Genomic DNA, 20672 nt, shown 5'->3' on the forward strand with positions numbered 1-20672 from the left:
GCCGGCACGGAGTAGAGGTTGCCGTCGAAGGCGACGAGGCAGTCCTTGCCGACGTGCCGCAGCTGCCGTTCGGCCACCAAGTAGGGGGTCGGCGGACGTGCGGGGACTGCGGTCCACGGTCCGCCCGGGACCGGGCCGGGCCACCACCCGGCCATGATCCGATGTGGTCCGATCATCAGGGTCAGGCGGTAACGGTCCACGACGCTAGTCCTCGTCCAAGACGATTCTCAAGGTGACGCCCGCTTCGGCGGCGGCCTCTCGCAGTACGGTCAGGATGTCGGCGAGCGCCACAGACGGGCCGCTGCGCGGGGCGGTGGCAATCAGGCACGGCATGCAGCGGTCCAGCCAGCGGCGCCCATGGTCAGGCGTGCTGACGGCCCGGCCGCGCTCGACGGCTGGCCGCACCGCACGCCGGGGTGCCGGGCGGCAGCGCTCGGTCCCCCGGAGCGGTTCAGCCTGCACCCAGGCCCCGGAGGTCGCCTCGTTGCGGCCCCGCACGCCAAGGCTGATGGTGCGCGCCCTCGCTCGGCGAGCAGGGGCCGCACCTCGGCGACAGCCCGGATGACTATCCAGCGGTCCACACCGAACCAGAGCACGCTGGTACGTCACGCATCACTCCATAGCGAAGGTCCACGAGCGTGGTCGGGAGCCGTTCGGCGGACACCATCCGGCACGTCGCGAAGGCGCCCACGGCATGCCGCCCGTCCCCCGCCCCGCTCACGGCTTCACCAATGGGTCGAAAGTCCGTCCCTCTACGGACCCGTGAGCGTCGCCGCCCACAACGGCTGAGTCCTGAGCTTGAACAACTGAGGGCCTGGGCGCATCACCGCGGCTGCCGGTAGACCGTCACCGGCCTGTCCCGTATTCACCAGGTGTCCGGACCTATGGCCGAGGCGATAGGTGTGAGAAGCGAGCCCTCACCAGGCCCTCGACGCCTTACCGACCATCACGTATGCGCTCGTTAAAGCTGCGCGGGTCAGAGACTGCGGGCGGCCCGAATGACGCTCCGCCTGTATGGGTCTGGCGTCGAACTGAAATTCCAGAGAACCGGATCTTCCAGCAGATTTCGCGCCCCCGATCAAATTCGATCAACGCACGACTTTCCTTGTTCCAATTTGCGCGCCCAAGTGGTCACTTGCGGCATATCAATTTACTCAGGAACGCCAGAAACGAATCCGTGAACGTTTCGCGCCACAGGGACGGGTAGACATATCTGATTACGGCATGAGTGCGTGGCGCGGGGGGCTTCGGCCGGGTTAGTGTCACGGCCTGGAGGGGGCCTGGGCCCGGCCGCAAACCTAGGAACCAAGCCCCCTACCGCATTCGTTCAGTACGAGTTCCGTTGGAGGAATCTCATGCCTTCTCGATATGCGCTCCGTGGCGCCGTGGCGTCGCGGGGTGGTACCCACGGTAGCGCCGGAGGAGCGGGTTTCGCACGACTCCGTGCCTGCGCTGTCACGCTGAATCTCGGAGGGGTATTTGCGCTGGCGGCTCTCCTTCTCGGCCAGACCGAGGAAGCCTGGGCCGCAGCGTATGCACTGGGAGGGTCCGGAGTGATTGCCTGGGCCTGCCGTGAGTCGCGGTTCTCCTGGCTGTGGGCTCGCGCCGACTGAGGTCTGCCGGCCCAAGGTCGGCCCCCTGTGGCGCCAGACAGGCTGGCGCCACAGGGGGCGCAGCGAAAGGTACCTCTCAAGTAGGGGAGTAATAGAGCCCGGCGGCAAGCCTTCGGCAGCACCGCCGGTGGCGGCGATCAGCACGAAGGAGGAAGCGGTGGCAACGAACGCTGCGAATCGTGTCTGCGGTTTCTGCGGGGCGCCGCTTCCTGCCGCCAGCGGCCCGGGAAGACGCCGTTCGTACTGTGACGAGGGACATCGACGTCAGGCGCAGAGGCGTCGGGACCGGGAGCGGCCGGTTATCGGCCAGGGCAGGAGGTCTGCGGGGTATGAGATCGCTGCGGAGGCTCACCGGCTGGCTGGTCTCCTGCTTGAGGCGACGTATGCGGATGAGGATCTTGCGGGTCTGGTGCAGCGCGCCCGGGCCGTCCAGCAGGAGATCGACTTCTTCCTGGCTGCCGAGGTCGGAGCCAACCGTGACCGGGGGGTTAAGTGGGACGACATCGCCCGGGCGGTGAACGTCACTGCTGAGACGGCCCGCACTAAATGGAGTCCGGACCGGGTGCGGCGGCTGCTGGATCATCGCGCGATCGCTCTGCGAGCCGCGCCGCTTCCCTCGACTCGATCCTTGTCTTCGCTCCAGCCAGGCGGGGAACGGGAGCCGGTACGACCGATGGCGGCCACCGCGCGCCAACGACTGGCCGCGGCTCTTTCCTACCTGCAACGCAAAAGCGGCCTCAGCATCCGTGCAATCGCGGACCGCACCATGCTCTCCCCCTCCTTCATCTCCAGGATCCTGTCGGGTGAGCGCATCCCTTCGTGGGACCTGGTGTGCCATTTGTGCAGCATTCTTGGGCATGAGCCCGGTGAGTTGAGGCTGTTGTGCGAGGCAGCTCACGGGATCGAGCAGCCACCGCGGCAGACAGTGACGGAGTACATCGCTTCGCTGAAGGCTGCGTTGCGGGGCCTGCACCTGGCTGCTGCACGGCCCGCACCCGAGGAGATCCACCGTCGCAGTCACGGAAGGGTGCCCGTGCCCCTCGTTGCGCAGGTGCTGCGGGGTGATGCGGTTCCGGAGTGGGAGGTTGTGGGTGCGCTGGTCACCGCACTGGGTGGGCAGGCAGCAGACTTCAAGCCGCTGTGGGAGGCAATCCATTACAGCTTCTTAATGACGGATGACCCCTGTGTCGGTGATCTGGTCAGTGAGAGGACCGCCTGAGTTTCGCCCCGCTCAGCGCCGGCACCACCGGGCGGCTCTTCTTGCAGATCCCCCTCTTTTCCGCGCACCGGCGGCGTGCGGGTGATCCCGGCGCACTGTGGAGTCGACGCTGCCAGGTGCGCTGTCGGCGGCGGACAGCTCGCAGCTCCGGCCCCAGGGGCTGTGCCGCACAGAACGTCACGCCACGGGACGCCGGTGCGGGACCAAAGCCGTACGCCGTGGATCAGCTGCCACCTCGTCCATGTCGGCGGACGTCCCGGATTCTCACCGTCGTGCGGGAAAGTGCGTGGGGTCGGGCTGGCCGAGCAAGTCGGGGCACGGACGGGGCATGGCCGGCCAGAAGTCGGCTGCGCCTCCAGGTGCCGGTCCCTCCCCCGCATCCATTACAGCGTGGACCAAGCCGACCGCTTGGGAAGAGGGACGCTGTCAGGGCTGCTTTCAGTCGATCGTGGTCTCGTGCGCGCTTTGAAATTTCACTAAGCTGTCGACCTCCGGTGCGGGGCCGACCTGGCCACGCCGTGAATTCTCCCGGGGACGCGATGACGGCCGAGAATCAGCTTCCGTACGGTGTGGACGTCAGGACTCCGAGTGTCGCGCGGATGTATGACCATCTCCTGGACGGCAAGGACAACTTCGCTGCCGACCGTGCGGCATGTGACAACCTCTTACGGCAGGTCCCGAGCATGAAGGATCTGGCCCTCAACAATCGGGCCTTCCTTCAGCGGGTGGTGCGGAATCTCGCTCACGAGTACGGCATCCGTCAGTTCATCGACCACGGGTCCGGCCTGCCGACTCAGGACAACGTGCACCAGGTCGCGCAGCGTGTGGACGGCTCCTCACGGGTCGTCTATGTGGACACTGATCCGATTGTGCGCAGCGTGGGCGGAGCGCTTTTGGAGACCGATGACCGGACCGCGGTCCTGCAGGCGGACATGCGCGACACTCAGGCGATCTTCGAGAGTGCGCCGGTGCGGCGGCTGATCGATTTCCGGGAGCCGGTCGGTGCGCTGTTCGTTTCGGTTCTGCACTGCATTCCGGATGCGGACCGGCCTGTTGACCTCATCCGCAGGGTCAGGGGCAAGCTGGCCAGCGGCAGTGTGATGGTCATCTGCCAGTTGGTCAGCGAGAGCGAGCAGGTCCGTGAGGAGGTGTCCTCGTTCATGGACCGCGAGACCCAGGGGCACTGGGGCCGTGTGCGTACCCGGGCTGACGTCACTCGCTACTTCGAGGACAACGAACTGTCGGTTGTCGAGCCGGGCCTCGTGGAGGTCTCGCAGTGGCGTCCTGCCGCTGTGCCCGTTGTTCCGCCCCAACGGAGCTTTGAGTGGGAGGAGTTCGGCGGGGCTGGCCTGGTGCCGTGAGCCGGCGGCGGACCGGTCATGGGCGGCTGGTGGCGAGCTCGTCGAGCCGGTCCTCCAGCTGCGTCAGCGTGAGGTCTGCGGGGTTCGCCATGCCGGAGAGCGTGGCGATGCGTGCGAGATACCGTTCCGCTTCGCCCTCACCTTCGACGCAGCGGGCCCCCTCGCTCTGCTCGAGGTAGACGAAATCGGACAACAATGCGTCAGCGAACCGCAGATGCACGATCGGATGCCCCACGGCGCCGGTCATTCCCATCGACAGCGGCGCGATGTGCAGGCTGATGCGGTGCCGCAGGTCTCCAGTGAGGAGCTGGATCAGGTACTGGATCTGCCGGTACATCACGCCGGGGCTGCCGGCCGGGCGGCGCAGCACGTCTTCGTCCATGATCGCGACCAGGGCCGGCGGGTCCTGGTCGCGGTGGAACATGTCTAGTCTGTTCACGCGGGCCCGGGCCCGGGCTTCGACTTCTGCGTGCGGCAGGTCGGGGAAGCCTGCACGGATGACGAGTTGGGCGTACTCGTGGGTCTGCAGCCAGCCCGGAACGAGCTGCGGCTCGTAGGACATGATCCGCTGGGCGGCGGGTTCGAGTGCAAGGAGCGGCTGCACCCAGCGCACGATGGAGTTGCCGTAGGCTTCCCAGGCATCCGGTTGTTCGCCCTGAGCTGCGATTGACCGTGCGTGGGCGAGCTCCTGCAGGTCGGTCACTCCGCACAAGCGCAGCAGTGCGGTGGCGTGCAGGGACGTGTTCTCGGTCCTGTCGCCTCTCTCCAGCCGGCTCACGGTCGGACCGGACGTTCCGATGCTCTGGGCCGCAGTCTTTCCGGTGATCCCGATGCCGGTGCGGCAGCGTCGTAGATGCTCGCCGAGGGCTCGGCGGTGGGCCGCCGCACCGAGGTGAGGCCGGGGCGCGAAACCGCGTATGGAGCGGATTTCCCTGTGCTGGCCAGTCATGCCGAACTACCTCCCCTGGGCCCCTTGTTCGGGGCGTCAGTATGCCAGTCGGGCAAGGAGGGAGCATGCACTGGCCAGAACCTCACGGATCACCTACAGGGCGAAGTCGAACTCTCCGTCCTTCACGCCCAGGAGAAACGATTCCATCTCGGCAGGTGTGTACACCAGCGCCGGCCCTGCCGGGAAACGGGAGTTGCGTACGGCGATTTCGCCCCCCTCCAGTCGGGCGACTTCGACACAGTTTCCCGCTGCATTGCTCCGCTCACTCTTCCGCCACACCGCGCCGACGATCATCTCCGCGCTCGCACCGCTGAGCTGCACTGTCATGCTCTCTCCGTCTCCGGCCGCCCCCCAGCCGCAACCGTCACCGCACCCACCACAGGGAACGTTCGTGCGACTGCGAGGGCTGAAATTTCAGTCGTCCTTTCAGGAACGAGCATTAGCGCGACAGGTAGCGGGACAAAATGCAGTGAGCCGCCGACACGCTCACTTACGGGGAACCGTCCATGGGAAATCGAACACATCAGCGCCAGTACATCAGTGTCAGCGGCCCCTTCGGGGGCACGTCCCATCTTGCTCTCACGGCACCCCCCTTTGCCGCCCACCGTGTCAGCACGAACGTCCTGTGCCTGAAGGAGGCGCGGAGGTTCACCGCCGATGTCGTACACCGCTGGAAACTGGATCCCGTGCGCGAGGACGCCGTACAGATCGCATCGGAACTCGTCGCCAACGCGGTGCGCCACGGACGGCGCCGTACTCCCCTGCCCGACGGCAGCTGCCCCGTCGTGTGGCTGGCTCTCTCCCGACGCCCGCACAGCCTCCTGTGTGTCGTGTACGACCACAGTCAACGCAGGCCCCGCCTCACACCGCCCGCCCCCCTAGCCGAGGAACGCCGCGGACTTCCTATCGTCGAGGCACTCAGCGAGGGGTGGGGCTGGAAACCCTCCGGCAGCACCGGCAAAGCCGTCTGGGCACGGCTCGCGCTGCCTCCCGCTCCAGCCCGCGGGAGAATTTGAACAACGGCGCGGCCGGGGGACGCCGGACTCTTCCGGTGCCTCAGCCTCGACGCCGAACCATTCCCACGTACGGGCTCTGAGGCACGTGCGGCTCGCTGTTGAAGCCACTCCTGCTGGGAATGATCCCGAGCAGCGGCAGGGACACCTGCACCGTTCTGGCACGGGGCGAGATCATGATGAGTGGAGCAACGGGAGTGAGCTCGCTCTGCGACGCGCTCATTTAAAGAGCGTTTTGTCCCGACGGGGGTGCTTCATTGCAGCTCAGGTGACGGACCGCTTCGGGCCGACTGAGGCGGTAGACGCTTGTTGTGGCAGATGGGTCGGGTGACGGTCTTCGAGGGTCCATTTCGGCCCCTTCGCTCCTGTCTGATCCCGACACGCACCCGTTCACGCCGATTTGCGCCCTGTGGCTGAACGGCAGCCATCGGTACTACAGAAACATGCCTCGCAGACAGCGGCCGTACCCAAGTGACCTGCCCGATGCCCGTTAGGAACTACTGGAAGCAACTCTGGCAGCTTGGCGGGCCGAAAGAAGAGGTAAGTGCCTGGACATCGGGCGACCGCCCGAGCACGATCTACGCCGGATCATGGACGCCATCCTCTACGTCGACCGAACCGGTATCGCCTGGCGATACCTCCCACACGACTTCACCCCGCGGGAAACCGTATACGGATACTTCGCTGCCTGGCCGAAGGACGGCGCCTTCGACCAGCTCAACGGACTCCTGCGACACCTGGTCCGGAAGGCCGAAGGCCGCGACGCCGAGCCCAGGGCCTGCATCCTCGACGCCCAGAGCATCAAGACCTCGGCCAACGTGCCCGCAACCGGCCAGGGCATCGACGCGGGCAAGAAGACCGCAGGCCACAAACGCCACATCGCGTCGACACCCTCGGCCTTCTCCTGGCCGTCTGGGTAACTGCCGCCAGCTTCTCCGACAACGCCGGCGGAATCCGCCTGCTCTCGAACATCGCCGAAGGCCACCCGCGCCACGAAGGCGTGGGTCGACAGCGGCTACCGCATCAAAGCCATCGACCACCGCGCCCGCCTCGGCATCGACGCCGAAGTCACCCCGCCGCGACCCTGCCCAGAAAGGCTTCAAGGTGATTCTGCGACGCTGGGTCATCGAGCGGACCTTCGGCTGGCTCATGCACCACCGCCGCATCGCCCGCGCCTACGAAACCCACCCACACCACTCCGAAGCCATGATCCGCCTCGCGATGATCGACCTGATGAACCGCAGGCTCACACAAGAGTCGACTCCGAACTGGAAGGACTCATAGCCGCCGGGCCACGCTGACCCGCGCGTCCTCACCCCTCATCGCCTGTGGCCATCGATGACACCTGCCACCTCGCGGCAGGCGCCACAGACGTTCTCCCGCTCCGGCAGCCACCAGTGATCGGACGGCGACATGCCGGCTTCCGGGATTCCGCACAGCGTCCTGTCGAAGATGCCGAAAGCGTGGGACACGTCGGCCGGAAGGCCGTCCGCGACGGCCCTCTCCCAACGCATGCTCATGGGCAAGTACGGCGGCCGCGCGACCTCGAACCACTCGCCACATCGCCCGTCCACACACATCGCACTCCACGGGCGGATCCTCACACGCCTTGGTGCGGGGCCCCAACCCGCTGACACCGCGCGACTTACCAAACACCCCCGCCGGGACACAACGCTCTTTTTTAGCCGCTGCCCAGCGGGAGGTCAGGCAGGCTTCGCAGGAGAGCCCGAACCTCATCCATGGATGCGCCCACACGTGTCTCGAAGTCTCGCTCGTCGCCAGTCTCAAGTGCTTCACTCATGAGTGATACGACGAGGAAGAACTCCTCCCTCTCCATCTCAACTATGACCTGAGATCCACAGTCTTCCACCTTCACTGAATACCCCTTCTATCCCTGCTGAAAGTGTCTAGTGAAGTAATCGTAACCTTCTTTCGGGACGAAGGAAGTTCCCCCATCGCGAGTATTTGGGTCTCGAATCACGATTACACCATTACGCCAGTATGCACTACGCCCACGGGGGCCAACCCGCCGCTCCCCATTGAGGACTACATCTTCGATCATCGAAGCAAACTGTTTACGCGTTTGAATTCCCGGAAACTCATTCCGTTCCACAACATGCTTCCGGAAGGCGTGGCCGTCAACTCCTGCCAGTTGTTCGCCAATCAACTGCGCATTCAAGCGTCGCCCATCGACAGCGCTATCCATAACACTTCGCAGCGCGGCCGTTTCGCTGGGTACGACATGGGAACTATCGGCTTCGAGCTTGCCGTATAGACCCCTGAGCTCTCCACTCATCCTTGATAGGCCTACACCTGCCCCAATCGAACCTCCTGAGGCAACCTGAAGCTCACCAACTGCGGCATCAACGGCCAGACCGAAACAGACCTCAGCCGCCAAAGCGCAAGTAGCGACGGCTGCCATGACGAGCCCACCCCACGAGTGGCCCGAATCGAGTAGGCCTACCTCATCAGCGGCGGCGCAGAAGTCTTGATGATCGCCCGAAACGCAGATGTTCTCTGCCCAAAGGTGGTAGGCCTCTTCGTAGGTGTTCCAGGGCGTCTTTGTATACAATTCCTTGGGTGGGGGGATGGGTATGCCGCCGACAGTGGTACGGGTGTCTATCGGGTCGGCTGAACTTCCGCTGTCGTTGCTACCAGGCGTCTCCTTGGGCGGTTCGGGCCTTTCTTTTGTAAGTGTTTGCCCGCTTTGCCCCTGTGATCCGTTGTCGGGGCAGGGGAGATCGGTGCCGGGGCCGCATGCTGTTCCTAGGCCACTGGGATCGGAGTTGGTGACAGGGCTGTTTGCAGCGTAGGCGTAGCCGCCGATGGTTTGGGGTTTGTCGAGTTCGAGGAGGGGGTCGACGGAGATGAAGCGGCCGGTGGTGGTGTCGTAGTCGCGGGCGCCGATGTGGGTGTAGCCGGTGGTGGTGTCGATGTCTCCGCCGACGAAGCCCTTTTGGCCGGGCCAGAAGGTGGGGGCGGTGCCGCGGGGTGCCCCGTAGGGGAGGGTTTTGCGGCGGTTGGCGGCGAGGGTGGTGGCGCTGACGGAGAGTTGGTTGGTGCCGTGCGGGTCGGCAACCAGGAGGCGGACTCTGCCGTCATTGCTGGTGCGGATGGCTGAGCCGCCGGGAACGTTGTAGTAGCGGGTGCCGGCTAGGGCTCCTGTGGATTTGGTGAGTACGAGTTCCTGGCCACCGGGCAGGTAAAGGGTGGTCGTTGTCGGCTCGCGCTTGAGTATGCGTGTGCCTTCGGCGTCGTAGAGGAATTTGGTGGTTGCGCCGGAGGCGGTGGAGGTGGCGAGTTTACCTTCGTCGTTCCAGGTGAGGTCCTGCACTGGGCCGGCGGCGGGGGTCTTCTTGGTCAGGTTTCCGGTGGCGTCGTATTGGTAGGTCTCTGCACCCGTGGTTCCACCGGTGGCGGTGACGGTGCGTGCGGCGTGCGGCTGGGCGGCGCCGGTGGTGGTGGGGTAGGTGTAGTTGCGTGTGGTGTCGGCTGTGATCGGGCCGGCCTTGTGCTGGGTTTCGGTGGCCCGGTCGTTGGAGTTTGTGAAGGTCCAGCTGGTCCAGTACGGGTCGACGGTGCCGAGCGTCGGTGTGCCGGATCCGTTGACGGGCTTGGTGGTGCACGCGTCTGCAGTGGTCCATGCCTCGGCCAGGCGGCGGGCCCAGTCGTAGGTGAAGCACTGGTCGTCGGCGATGGCGCCGTCGTTCTGATCGTCTCGGATCCGGGTGATGTTGCCGACGGTGTCGTAGCTGTACTTGATGTTCGACAGGGTCTGGGGCCCGGATGTTTCTCGGTCGACGATCGAGGAGGCGAGCCGGCGGGTGACCGTGTCGTAGCCGAGGGTCTGGACCACGCGGGTGCCGAGGTTGCCGAGGGAGGCCTGGGCCAGTTCACCGAAGGGTGTGTAGCTAGCGCCGGTCATGTAGACCTGGGAAAGAGTGCCGTCGACAACGCCGAGCTGGTCCTGGGCGCCGTAGTGGTTGGTGACGGTCTCGGCGGGTAGCGCGGTTGCCGCGTTGGTGTTGCTGGTGCTGTAGGCAGCAGTGGTGGGCAGGCCGCTGACCGCGGTGGCGGCGCTGGCGATGGAGTAGGTGCCTGCGAGCTTCTCCTCGCCGCTCACCGAGGGCACCGTCATCGCTATTCCAGTGGCTCGGCCGGCGGAATCGTAGCCTGCCACGGTGGTCTTGTATGCGGCGGCTGGGCTCGCGGAGGTGTCATAGCGTGTGGCGGAGGCCAAGAGGCCCTTGCCGCCCGCGGCGGTGTCGTATGCCCATTCGGCAAGCTTGGTACCCGTAGCCGAACCGGTGCGGAGGCTAGTCTTTCGGCCGAGTTCGTCGTAGGTGGTAGCCAGGGTGGTTCCGCGGGCATCCGTGGTGGTGGCGAGGCGGCCGTCGGCGTCGTAGCCGATGGTACTGGCACCCTTGTCGGGGTCGGTCGTGGCGATTTGTCGCCCGCGCAGGTCGTAGGTGTAGGTCCACGCGTTTCGGCTGGATGCGTCGGTAACCTTCGCGAGCTTGCCGGAGCGGTCGTAGGCGTAGGTGGTCTTTTCGTACTGGCTTGCCGCTGCGCTGATGAGCGGGTTGCGGTCCTTGTACGTGCGCCGTTCGATGGTGCGGCCACGGATGTCGGAGAGCTCCAGCGTCGCGGTGCCGCCGGTCGGCGGGACGGTAGACGTCCAGGTGTCACCGTAGGTGGTGGTGGTGCGCCACTTCTCTACGTTCAACGACAAGGTAGCCGTCGCGGTGGGGCGGCCCTGGCCGTCGTACTCGGTGATGACCGAGGCTGGGATCTGATTCGGGGTGACGCTGAGCAAAGTGGTCGAGACGGTCTGGTCGTTGTAGAAGGGTGCGTTGGCTTGGAACGGGCGGCCGAGTGTGTCGTAGAACGTGTCGGCCACGATTCTGCCGGTGACGCCGACAGCATCTGCTTGTGTCTGGCGCTGGCGCAGGAGCGAGTCGTAGATCGTGACGCTGGTGCCCCAGGTTCCGTTCTCGTACAAGTTCTTCGCTGTCACGGTGGACGGTGCGGTGGCGGAGATGTTGTACGTGAAGGTGGCGTTGGGGTTTGTGGTTGTGGCGCGGCCTGCGCTCCAGATCTTTGTTAGGCGCCCCAGCGCGTCGTATTCAGCGGTGGCAGTGCGGTTGTTGGGTTCCGTGGTCTTCAAAGTGAGGCCACGGAGCCCGTCCATGGTGGTTATGGTCTCGTGTGTCTTGGGGTTGGTGACTTTGACGGTAGTGGGCTGGGGGCCAGTTGCAGGGGTGTAGGCCGTGGTGATGGGTTGGCTGTCCTGGCCTGCAGCGGTACGTGTCCGTCCGTACTGGTCATAGGTGGTCTGGGTTGTCGTCTCCCACACCAGCTGGTCGTTGATGTCCAGCTTGGATGCTTGTTCTGTCTTCGTAATGTTCGCTTGTCCGGGCTTGGGGGCCAATCCCGAGGCCTGGTCGTCATAGGAGGTTCGCGTGGACCCTGTGATGGCTGTGTTGAGGTAGCCCAGGCCACATGGTGCCTGGGCAACTGCGGTGACCTGCGCAGGGAAGGCAATCAGCCAGTTAGTGGTGTCGGGAGTTACATACTGCGTACGGGTGCACTGCGGCTTTACCCCATGCGCGGTGTCGCCATCGTCGCCTTCGGCAGTTACCAGGCCGTAGAGCGGGTCGTAGAGGCGAGTGGTGGTCAGTGTGCGCCAGGACGTGCCGTCATCCAGCAGCGTTGCCGCAGCTTCTGTGACTGTGCCCGCGTGATGGGCAACGGCGTCGGGCAGCACTGGGCCAGACGTGCTCGGCTTGTCGGGGTCGGTGATACCGGTGATGTTCTGGGTGGCGGTCGGGTCGGACTGCCAAGGTGTGTAGGTGGTCTTGGCAACCACCTTGCCGGTGGTCCCGTCCTTGTCGTAGGTACGGGTCTGAGCGGCTCTGCCGGCGAAGTCCTCTCGGTCTGTGATGCCGTTGATCTTCGCTGCGGGCCTGGTGCTTCCGTCGGCGAGGGTATCGCCGGCCATACCGAGGAAGTAGCTTGTCTCGGTCTTGGTTCGGTTGGTGGCACCTGTCAGGGTCCGGACGGTTCCATAGCCGCGGAAGACACTCCAGGTGCGGTGCTTGTCGAGGCTGAACTCGGAGGTGTCGCGGCGCCAGTTCGGCCCGTTCTCGTATTCGTAGGTGGTGGTCTTGGATGCCGATCCGGTGCCGGCGGTGGTGTCGTCCTCAATTACCTGGGTCACCAGGTACTTGTGGAACCAGTCCTTGACGGGGTCAACCGCACCATCGGGCGTCCACCAGGCCGGGTAGCAGCGTTTGGTGTTCTGGTCCGGGGAAGACGGCTTGTTCGTGGGGCTGCACTCTTTGGGGCTATAGGTGACGAGGGTGTTGCCACCGGTCTCGTTGACGATCCGGGTGATGCGGTACTTGTTCAGTGGAGGGCGTCCCTCGGCCGAGTCCACCCGGTTCGGCATCGGTGTCCCGCCGAACAGTATTTTCGGCAGTGCGAGGTCCGCCAGGGCGCCTGCCTTGCCGGTGTGCTGGATCGACTTCAGCCACAACGCGGGTTTGGAGATGTCACCCGTGCCGGGGAACGACTGGTCCAGCGTCCACGTATCCACGGGCTGCATGGTGGTGCCCTGCAGGGCGAAGGTGTTGATGTCGGTCAGCCGGATGCGGGACCAGAATGTCGGCGAGGCGGTCAGGCATTCTTTGCCGGCGGTGCAGTTGAGGTCGACGGGGACGTCCGGCCAGCTGGTGGCGTGGTCGGAGTCGAAGGTGCCACAGGTGGAGAAGCACCGCTCGTCGGTCCCGAAGGACACCCGCCCGGCCGGATTGGCTGTGGTGTAAACGGCACCGGCGCGCAGACCGTAGTCAATCCGGTTCAGGTACCCGCCACGGATATAGGAGACGGGTGTCTCGATCTTGCTGTTCTGCGCGTAGTAGCCCGCCTCCTTGCCGTAGTACATAGCCATGGCGTTGTTGTGTGAGTCGACGACGTAGTCAAGGTTCCAGCGCCATCCCTGCGTTGCCGCGGAGGAGGCGAAGTCTGCCTTGTGGCCCGGCTCGCCGCTGTGGTTGCCGTAGACCGGGACGGTGAAGACGGATTTCGTCTCCTCCTTGCCGCTGGACCAGCCGGGAAGGCGGTTCTTGCCGAACCAGTACTGCGTGCCCTCCAGCGAGGTTACTTTCCAGTACTCGTAGTCCTCGTCGCCGTTGACGTCATTGGGGGCGCTGCCGAAGATTTGCTCGACTCGAGAACCGTCATCGGCGGCGAGTTTCCAAGTGTTCTTGCCCGCATCCCACACCAGAGCGGTCGACGTGCCGTTCAGGGAGAGCGTCGCGTTCTGCGACTTCCAGCAGAGATCGCCGACCTTCTCCGTGTTGTTGCCGCCTTGCTTGTCGCTCTCGCAACCCGCGTAGGTACGTTCGATGAACCCCGGCGAGTAGTCCCATCCCTCCCCAATCCACGACGTCTGATTGTTCGTCGAAGACGTCCGGCCGTCCATCACGGAAGAGTTGTACGACAGCTCCACTTTCGGCTGCAGCCCTCCCGGTACAGGCGGCGCCATGAGTGGAACGCTCCAGCCGAATCCACCGGAGTTCCCGCCGGCTGACCACGAGCCGGATGGGGACAGCGAGGTCGCCGTGAACGATCCTTCCCCTCCGACCGGGGCCGCCTCGGCTGCCAGCACCACCATGCTGCCATTCACAGCGTCCGTGAGGGACTGCTTAGCCGTGCTGTCTTTGGCTGGGAACTCCACGGTCGCAGTGAGCGTCCGGCTAGCGGTGTTGTTTTCGGTCGCCAGAGGCAGGCCCTTGGTGCAAGCGGCCTTATCCGGGGTCGTCAGTGCGCAGGCGGGGAGCTGGACCAGTCGCAGTCGGGAGGACCAGCCGGCGCCGAAGGCCGGCTCGATGGCGGCGTAGTCGACCTGAACGTCTGCCGCAGTGGAGGCGGTGTCGGTGTCAGTCGGTTCGATCGTCATGAGCAGGCCTTGGATGCCGGCCTGCTGTGTGGTCTTGCGGTCGGCGAGCTTCACGCGCACGTGGTCTGGGCTTGCGGTGCCGGTGGTGCGGGTCTTGGCGCTGGTGACGGAGTTGGTCGGCTCGGCAATGTGAATGGGCAGGGTTCCCGCCTTGACTCCCCGGCTGCGGGCAGCGGAGTGCTTTGCCGTGCGGTCGGCTGCTTCTGGCAGGGCAACGTCCGCCTGTCCAGCAGCTGGCCAGGCAATCTTGCCTGGTGGTTGCCACAGGTTGCGATCGGACGGGGATGTGTTCACCGTCCGATTGACGCTCAGATCCTTGCCCGGCACCGGGGCGGTCTTCTGTGCTGGCCGAAGTGAGAACCCGTCACCGGGCTCAGCCCACGCGGGTACTGAGAGCAGGGACAGGCTCAGGGCGGCGGAGAGCAGGCCTACTGAGGCGGTGCGGGCGCTGCGCAACCGCAGGTATGGGTGGGTGGAGAACGGCATGCCGAAGGCACCGCGGAACTGCATGAAAACCCCACCCCTAGACCTGCATGTTTGTGAAGAGCCTGCAAAGCAAAGCCGATTGGGTGGCCTTTGCACAAGAGTTCAAAACGGGCAATTTTTGAACCGCCTCACCTCCCCTTCGTGAAGGGCTTCACTCACGGTGGATCATTGTGGATCAAGGGTCTGACCAGGCAAGAAGCGTCCGCTAGAGACGGAAAACGGCACATATTGAACTTGGGGAACATCGACAGCCAGCCCTGGTGGCAGGCGACTCATCCGCTCAGGGTTCAATGCCCCAACGCGCTTGGGAAATCCTCCATAGTGTGAATAACCTGCAACCTTCATGCACCATGCGCATGCTTCAGGAAGGCGCCTCATGACAGATCCGCACACGTCGAGACGAAGAAGCAGGCGCTCCATAGCGTTCCTTCTGGCCCTGGGACTTCCGCTGACGGCCCTCACCACACTCGCACTGCCTGCCGCAACGGCAGCGGCTGACAGTGCGCCTTCGAACGAGCCGGCTTCCGAAGCCAAGGCGTTCGACATCGCTGCGCAGACCGGCGAGCGCGTGGAGATCCTGGACCGGCGGGAGGAGACCGTAGAGGTCTTCGCTAACCCGGACGGCACCGTTACCCGCCGTCAGTACTCCACTCCCATGTGGTCCCGGTATGAGGGCGTATGGAAGAAGGCCGATGCCACGATGGTCCATCGGGCCGACGGCACGATCGGCCCTGCCTCCTCCACGTTCGGCATCGCCTTCTCCGGCGGCGGGAGCGCCCCGCTGGCGACTATGACCAAGGTCGACAAGCAGCTGTCGCTGTCCTGGCCCACCGCTTTGCCGGAGCCTGTCCTGGACGGGAACACGGCCCTGTACAAGTCGGTCCTGCCGGACGTCGACCTGAAGGTCATAGCCGAAGTCGACGGCTTCGCCGAGCACTTGATCATCAACACGCCGCAGGCCGCGGCGAATCCCGCGGTCAAAAGCATCAAGCTCAACATCGCAACCACCGGTGTCACCCTTACCGATGACGCCGACGACAACCTGACCGCTACGGACGTAGACGGCAACGTCGTCTTCAGCGCCCCCCGCCCCAAGATGTGGGAGCAGCCGGCCTCTGCCGGCGAGGAGCCGCTGACTGGTGCGGCGCGAGTGGCTGCATCTGCTGATGACGGGCAGCCTCAGACTGCGCCAGTGGGCGCTGACTTGCAGGGCAACACTCTGACGCTGACCCCGGACCCCACGCTGCTGGCTACGGCGGACCAGTTCCCCCTGGTGGTGGACCCGCCGTTCACCGGTGGACACCTGAAGAAGTGGGCGGTGGTGTACGCGGCAACGCCGGGTGACGCGTACCCGAATGGGGTGGGATGGCACTCGGGAACGCCGAGCGACGAGCCGCGGGTTGGCTTCAACGGGACTGGCGCCACCAGATCCTTCTTCGCGATGGACACCGATGGTCTGGCTGGCTCTGACATCACCGATGCGAAGTTCGCTTTGTCCGAGACGCACTCCTGGGGCTGCAACGCGTCTCTTGCTGGGCCTACGGAGCTGTGGTCCACCGGCGGCATCAGCAACACCCCCACCTGGGACAGCCAGAAGTCGGGCATGTGGGCTACCAAGCTGGATTCGAAGTCCTACGCCCATGGCAACGACGATTTCTGCCCGGGGGACAAGGGTGTCGAGTACCAGTCCGCTGCGCTGACAGCCTTCGTCCAGGAAGCGGCTGACAAGGGCTGGAGCGCACTGACCCTGGGCCTTCGCGCCGACAGCGGCTACGAGGGCAACACCGAGTCGTTCAAGCGGTTCTCCAACAGTCCGGCTCTCGAAGTCACCTACAACTTCAAGCCCGAAGTGGTCGCCGGAACCGCCAAGGCGTATGAAGGATCCTGGGCCCCGGGCGGCGACGGCAACAAGCAGGTGCCGTGCGGTGGCGTGATCGGGAGAAGCAGTATCGCTCTGACCGCGAGGCTCAGGGATAAGGACAGCGGAAAGGTCACCGGTGAGTTCTCCGTGACCAACTCCAGCGGTGTCGCGATGTCGTTCCCCTCCAGCAAGGTGGCCGATGGTCAGTACGCCTCAGTCACCGTGCCCTATAGCAAGCTCGCCAACGGGTCGTACACCTGGAAGGTCCGGGCCAAGGACGACGAGGGCACCACCAGTGCTTACACCTCATCCTGTGCCTTCAAGGTGGACCTCAATGGCCCCGAAGGGGCGGTTAAGGTAACGGACGTCGAGGGGAATGCGGTCGCTGGCGCGTTTCAGGCTCGCAAGACCGCCCGGCTCAAGCTCTATCACTCCGCGAACGACATCGCTGGCTTCTGCTGGAACATGGTGGTGGAGCTGTCCGCCTCAAGTAACCGCTGTAGCAATGGCACCTGGGTTCCCGTCGGGGCCGACCACCACACCGCGTTCATCGACATCAAGCCCATCAGCTGGCCCACCAGCACGCTCCATGTGGTTGCCTACGACATCGCCGGCAACCACTCCCCCCTTGGCGGAGATGCTGACTCACTCACTCTCAGCACGAAAAAGTCTGAGTTCGTTTACGCCCCCGGGAAAGACCCTGGCTCGGGTCTGGCCCACGCCGACCTGCCCGGCGACCTGACCGGCGACGGCTACGCCGACATGGTCGCCACCGACGACCTCAACAAGCTGCGCCTGTACTCCGGAGACGGCACCGGCAAGGTCTCCTCCTCTCAGACCGTCGGAACCGGCGGCTGGGGCGATGCCCTGATCGCTCACCATGGCGACCTCGTTGACGTCTCCAGCCCGACAGCAGCGCCTGACGGCTACGAGGACTTCGTGGTCCGCCTCGACGACAACACCTTCTGGGTCTACGGCGGCACCGGTCTGGGCACACCCAACTTCACCACCCGTACCCCGCTGATCCACAGGAAGATGGACCCAACTGATGCCGATGACTGGCGCCGCGTCCGGCAGATCATCCTGCCTGGCGACATAGACAAGAACGAAACGGAAGGTCACGCCGACGGCAACGACCTCATCACCATCGAATGCACCAACGATGCCTGCTCGAACGCTGCGCTCTGGCTCTACACCGGAAACACGTTCGGCAGCCCCGGTAACCATTGGCAGAATCAACATGAGCCCTTCAGCCTGAACACCCGCGTGAACCTCGGCATCGAGGGCTGGAAGGACTACACCAACCTCACCATCGGAGACCAGGTCGGCGACACAGACCCGGACGGCGACGGCATCCCGGAGCCCGACGAAGTCAAGGGCCCCGACGGAATCAAGGACATCGTCGCCCGCGACCCCGGCACCGGCCAGCTCTACCTCTACCCCGGTAAGATCACCAACGGCGTCTACTCACTGGGCATCCGGATCCCCTACGGAAGCGGCGGCTGGCAGTACCGTCCGCACCTCGCATCCCAAGGCAACATCCAGGGCACAGTAACGACAGGCACCTACAGCGACCCGGACGCAGGCACGCCTATCACCTATCGCCAGTTCCAGCCGAAGACCGACGACGAGCTAGGTGATGTGTGGGCCACTACACCGGCCGACTCCAACCTCGCCATCGACTACATCGATGGCACAGGTGCAACCAAGCAAACGACCTGCCCCTCCGGCTGTTTGCTCTTCTATCCCGGTGTGCGCACCAGCCATCAGTACCCCAGCCATAAGTACCCCACTTTGGTGGGACTCAGCGGCTGGGACACTGTCATCACCGGTATCTTCTGACGACCAGCTGTTGCAGGGCGGACGGACAACACCCGTCCTGAGCGCAGCCGTTGAACAATTCTCGCTTGCGGGATACCTACAGGTGGCTCCTCTTCAGTTCAGGGGCCACCTGTAGGTATCTGGCTGACGGTCGCACATGTCTGACGCTGAACGTGTGACCAGCGCCAGGCTATGTGGCGTTCCGCCGTCCGGTTTCCGCTGGAGACGCGGACGAAGCACGTACTCATCAATACACACTCATCCCAGCAGAGCACCTGCCACCCCCTTCACCTGAGGACACAAATGCGCAGACGCAAGCACGTCGGCCGCGTAGCGGCCGTCGGAGGATCCATCAGTGCGCTCGTGGCAGCCGCCACCGGTGTCGCTCAAGGGCCCGCAAGCGCCCAGGACCTCCCCATCGTCCACGTGAACAATGTCGTCCTGCGGCCGTCGGACGGGGGCTGGTGGGCAAACGCTGCCATGTCCGGACCCACCCTGGACGGCACCATGGTCTACGCATTCGCCACCAAGCCGCTGACCGGCCCTGCAGGTGACGGCGCAGGCCTGCCAGCGGGACTCGCTTTCGGGGCCCAGGAAGTGTGCAAGCCCGCGCCGCAGGTCACTGCCGTGTACCTGTGCCGTGTCGGCGGCGACCGTGACCATTCCGCTCCGGCCGTCACGATCGCCGCGGACACGGCGCACGACACGATGGGCTACTACGGCGCTGTCTACGCACCGGCCGGCACTGATCTCACCGCCGCTGTTCAGGCCGCGCAGACCGCCGGCGCGACGCCCGCCGACCGTACGCACGGAGCCGGGACGTTCACCGTGAAGCGGCCCGAGCACGTCGCCCTCAACACTCTTGCTTTCAACACCCCTCACATCGAGGCCGGTAAGGCGTCGCCCCAGACGCTGCGTGTCCACGCGGTCGACGGCGGGCACCTCAAGCTGTGGTTCAGCCCCGCGCCCAAGCAGTACGGATGGGACAGCCACGGGGTCGATATCCGCGTCACGTCGGTAACGGCAGGGAAATCCGCAAGTTGTACCCACCGCAGCGATTCGCTGACCCAGGGGGTCCTCCTGGTCGCGTGCGAGGTGACGCCGGGTGACACCGACATCACGTACACGCTGACCTCGGCGCCGGGAACGGAGAGCTGGCGTATCGAGGCCCACGCCGCCTATCAGGTGTATTCCTGGGGGCAGGACGACATAACGGCAGACGCTGCCTTCGCCGTCGACGGGCTTCCCGTGCGGGAGCGGTACTCGGTCATGGCCCGTGACGCCGTCGGGAAACTGTGGCTGTACCAGGGCACCGGCAACAGCGCTACGCCGTTCCGCTCGCGCAGCCTTGTGAGCAGCGGATGGCAGGGCTACAACGTCCTCACGAAGCTGGCACCGTGGTCGTCCGACAAGCTCGTCGGCGGGCTCGTGGGCCGCGATGCCTCGGGCACCCTGTGGTACTACCAGGCCAAGAGCTACGGCCCGTTCGCGGCGAAGGTCCGCGTCGGCGGCGGCTGGAACACCTACAACCAGCTCACCGGTGCCGGTGATCTCACCTCCGACGGCAACCACGACCTGATCGCCCGCGACAAGGCCGGGGCGCTGTGGCTCTACCGCGGCACCGGCAAAGCTGCCGCTCCCTTCGCAGCGCGCACCAGGATCGGCAATGGGTGGAACGCCTACAGCCAGTTCGCGGGCACCGCCGACCTGACTGGAGACGGCAAGGCCGACCTGATCGCCCGCGATGCCGGTGGGGTGTTGTGGCTCTATCGCGGCACCGGCAAGGCTGCTGCCCCTTTCGCTAGCCGCAGCAAGATCGGCAACGGGTGGAACGCCTACAGCCAGCTCACTGCCACCGGTGACCTGACTGCTGACGGCAAGCCCGATGCCGTCGCCCGCGACACAGCGGGAACGCTGTGGCTCTACCGCGGCACGGGTAAGGCAGCCGCCCCCTTCGCAGCCCGCACCAGAATCGGCGGCGGCTGGAACACTTACAACACCCTGAACTGAACCAACGAACGACCACACGCTCAAGGGCTGCCCCGGCGACCTCTTCACCACAGGCAGCCCAACTCATAGCCGCGGGTGGCCGCACAACCTGGCACGCTGCTGAGCGCGCAGACCTCCGAAACCCAGGTATGCAGACTCCTCCTCGACACCGGGGAGCCCGACACCCAGCACGCCGAGCCTGGCAACCATGTTCCTCTCTCGCTCGCGAGCATGGCCTGCTCCATCGACGACAGGTCTGACCCCTGCCAATGAACAACCCCGTTGTGCCTCAGTTGGTTCACTTGGTGAACCAACTGAGGCGATGAGCCGGTCCAGGAAGATTTCAGATCCGTAAGAACAGCGGCTGGACAACGCCAGCGCCGGAGTCTGGGATTCG

The 20672-nt window shown here is 65.0% G+C and carries 10 protein-coding genes and 2 pseudogenes; 6 read left to right on the plus strand and 6 right to left on the minus strand.

Annotated elements, in window-relative coordinates; translation table 11 throughout:
* Together ACIQMX_RS39070 and ACIQMX_RS39075 are read right to left on the minus strand one after the other, a co-directional pair.
* A pseudogene (locus ACIQMX_RS39070) lies at nt 1-95 on the minus strand (Mu transposase domain-containing protein); the annotation flags it as partial.
* A gap of 109 nt (nt 96-204) precedes the next feature.
* Nucleotides 205-333, minus strand: coding sequence for a hypothetical protein (locus ACIQMX_RS39075; protein ID WP_402485550.1), 129 nt, complete (start codon nt 331-333; stop codon nt 205-207).
* A 1437-nt stretch (nt 334-1770) separates the two neighbouring features.
* Between ACIQMX_RS39075 and ACIQMX_RS39080 the strand changes: the two genes are divergently transcribed.
* Nucleotides 1771-2832: a helix-turn-helix transcriptional regulator gene (locus ACIQMX_RS39080; RefSeq protein WP_327170065.1), complete on the plus strand. Its 1062-nt coding sequence runs from the start codon at nt 1771-1773 to the stop codon at nt 2830-2832.
* Between the two features lie 539 nt (nt 2833-3371).
* Nucleotides 3372-4193, plus strand: coding sequence for an SAM-dependent methyltransferase (locus ACIQMX_RS39085; protein WP_402485553.1), 822 nt, complete (start codon nt 3372-3374; stop codon nt 4191-4193).
* Nucleotides 4194-4209: 16 nt separating this feature from the next.
* Here the strand turns inward: ACIQMX_RS39085 and ACIQMX_RS39090 are convergent, their stop codons facing one another.
* Together ACIQMX_RS39090 and ACIQMX_RS39095 are read right to left on the minus strand one after the other, a co-directional pair.
* Entirely contained in the window at nt 4210-5142 is a 933-nt protein-coding gene (locus ACIQMX_RS39090; protein WP_402485556.1) for a helix-turn-helix domain-containing protein, read from the minus strand.
* Nucleotides 5143-5235: 93 nt separating this feature from the next.
* Nucleotides 5236-5469 (minus strand): DUF397 domain-containing protein, encoded by a 234-nt coding sequence (locus ACIQMX_RS39095; RefSeq protein ID WP_327170068.1) that lies wholly within the window; start codon nt 5467-5469, stop codon nt 5236-5238.
* Nucleotides 5470-5648: 179 nt separating this feature from the next.
* On the opposite strand from ACIQMX_RS39095, the gene ACIQMX_RS39100 reads away from it, so the two are divergent.
* Both ACIQMX_RS39100 and ACIQMX_RS39105 read left to right on the plus strand, forming a co-directional pair.
* Nucleotides 5649-6158 (plus strand): ATP-binding protein, encoded by a 510-nt coding sequence (locus ACIQMX_RS39100; protein WP_402485559.1) that lies wholly within the window; start codon nt 5649-5651, stop codon nt 6156-6158.
* Nucleotides 6159-6655: 497 nt separating this feature from the next.
* Nucleotides 6656-7439, plus strand: a pseudogene (locus tag ACIQMX_RS39105) (IS5 family transposase).
* 397 nt (nt 7440-7836) lie between these two features.
* Here the strand turns inward: ACIQMX_RS39105 and ACIQMX_RS39110 are convergent.
* Both ACIQMX_RS39110 and ACIQMX_RS39115 read right to left on the minus strand, forming a co-directional pair.
* The gene (locus ACIQMX_RS39110; protein WP_402485562.1) at nt 7837-8031 is read right to left on the minus strand and encodes a hypothetical protein; all 195 of its coding nucleotides are present in this window, start codon (nt 8029-8031) and stop codon (nt 7837-7839) included.
* 12 nt (nt 8032-8043) lie between these two features.
* The gene (locus tag ACIQMX_RS39115) at nt 8044-14628 is read right to left on the minus strand and encodes an RHS repeat domain-containing protein (RefSeq protein WP_402485565.1); all 6585 of its coding nucleotides are present in this window, start codon (nt 14626-14628) and stop codon (nt 8044-8046) included.
* Between the two features lie 352 nt (nt 14629-14980).
* Between ACIQMX_RS39115 and ACIQMX_RS39120 the strand changes: the two genes are divergently transcribed.
* Together ACIQMX_RS39120 and ACIQMX_RS39125 are read left to right on the plus strand one after the other, a co-directional pair.
* Nucleotides 14981-18307 (plus strand): hypothetical protein, encoded by a 3327-nt coding sequence (locus ACIQMX_RS39120; RefSeq protein ID WP_402485568.1) that lies wholly within the window; start codon nt 14981-14983, stop codon nt 18305-18307.
* Between the two features lie 405 nt (nt 18308-18712).
* Complete coding sequence (locus ACIQMX_RS39125; protein WP_402485571.1) at nt 18713-20296, plus strand: FG-GAP repeat domain-containing protein; 1584 nt, start codon at nt 18713-18715, stop codon at nt 20294-20296.
* Nucleotides 20297-20672 lie beyond the last annotated feature (376 nt).

The organism is Streptomyces sp. NPDC091416 (assembly GCF_044756845.1).
GTDB lineage: Bacteria > Actinomycetota > Actinomycetes > Streptomycetales > Streptomycetaceae > Streptomyces.

Bases quoted from the DNA above. Each gene is read 5' to 3' on its own strand.
- ACIQMX_RS39075 (WP_402485550.1), bottom strand. From the start codon at position 333: ATGCCGTGCCTGATTGCCACCGCCCCGCGCAGCGGCCCGTCTGTGGCG.
- ACIQMX_RS39085 (WP_402485553.1), top strand. From the start codon at position 3,372: ATGACGGCCGAGAATCAGCTTCCGTACGGTGTGGACGTCAGGACTCCG.
- ACIQMX_RS39090 (WP_402485556.1), bottom strand. From the start codon at position 5,142: ATGACTGGCCAGCACAGGGAAATCCGCTCCATACGCGGTTTCGCGCCC.
- ACIQMX_RS39095 (WP_327170068.1), bottom strand. From the start codon at position 5,469: ATGACAGTGCAGCTCAGCGGTGCGAGCGCGGAGATGATCGTCGGCGCG.
- ACIQMX_RS39100 (WP_402485559.1), top strand. From the start codon at position 5,649: ATGGGAAATCGAACACATCAGCGCCAGTACATCAGTGTCAGCGGCCCC.
- ACIQMX_RS39115 (WP_402485565.1), bottom strand. From the start codon at position 14,628: ATGCAGTTCCGCGGTGCCTTCGGCATGCCGTTCTCCACCCACCCATAC.
- ACIQMX_RS39120 (WP_402485568.1), top strand. From the start codon at position 14,981: ATGACAGATCCGCACACGTCGAGACGAAGAAGCAGGCGCTCCATAGCG.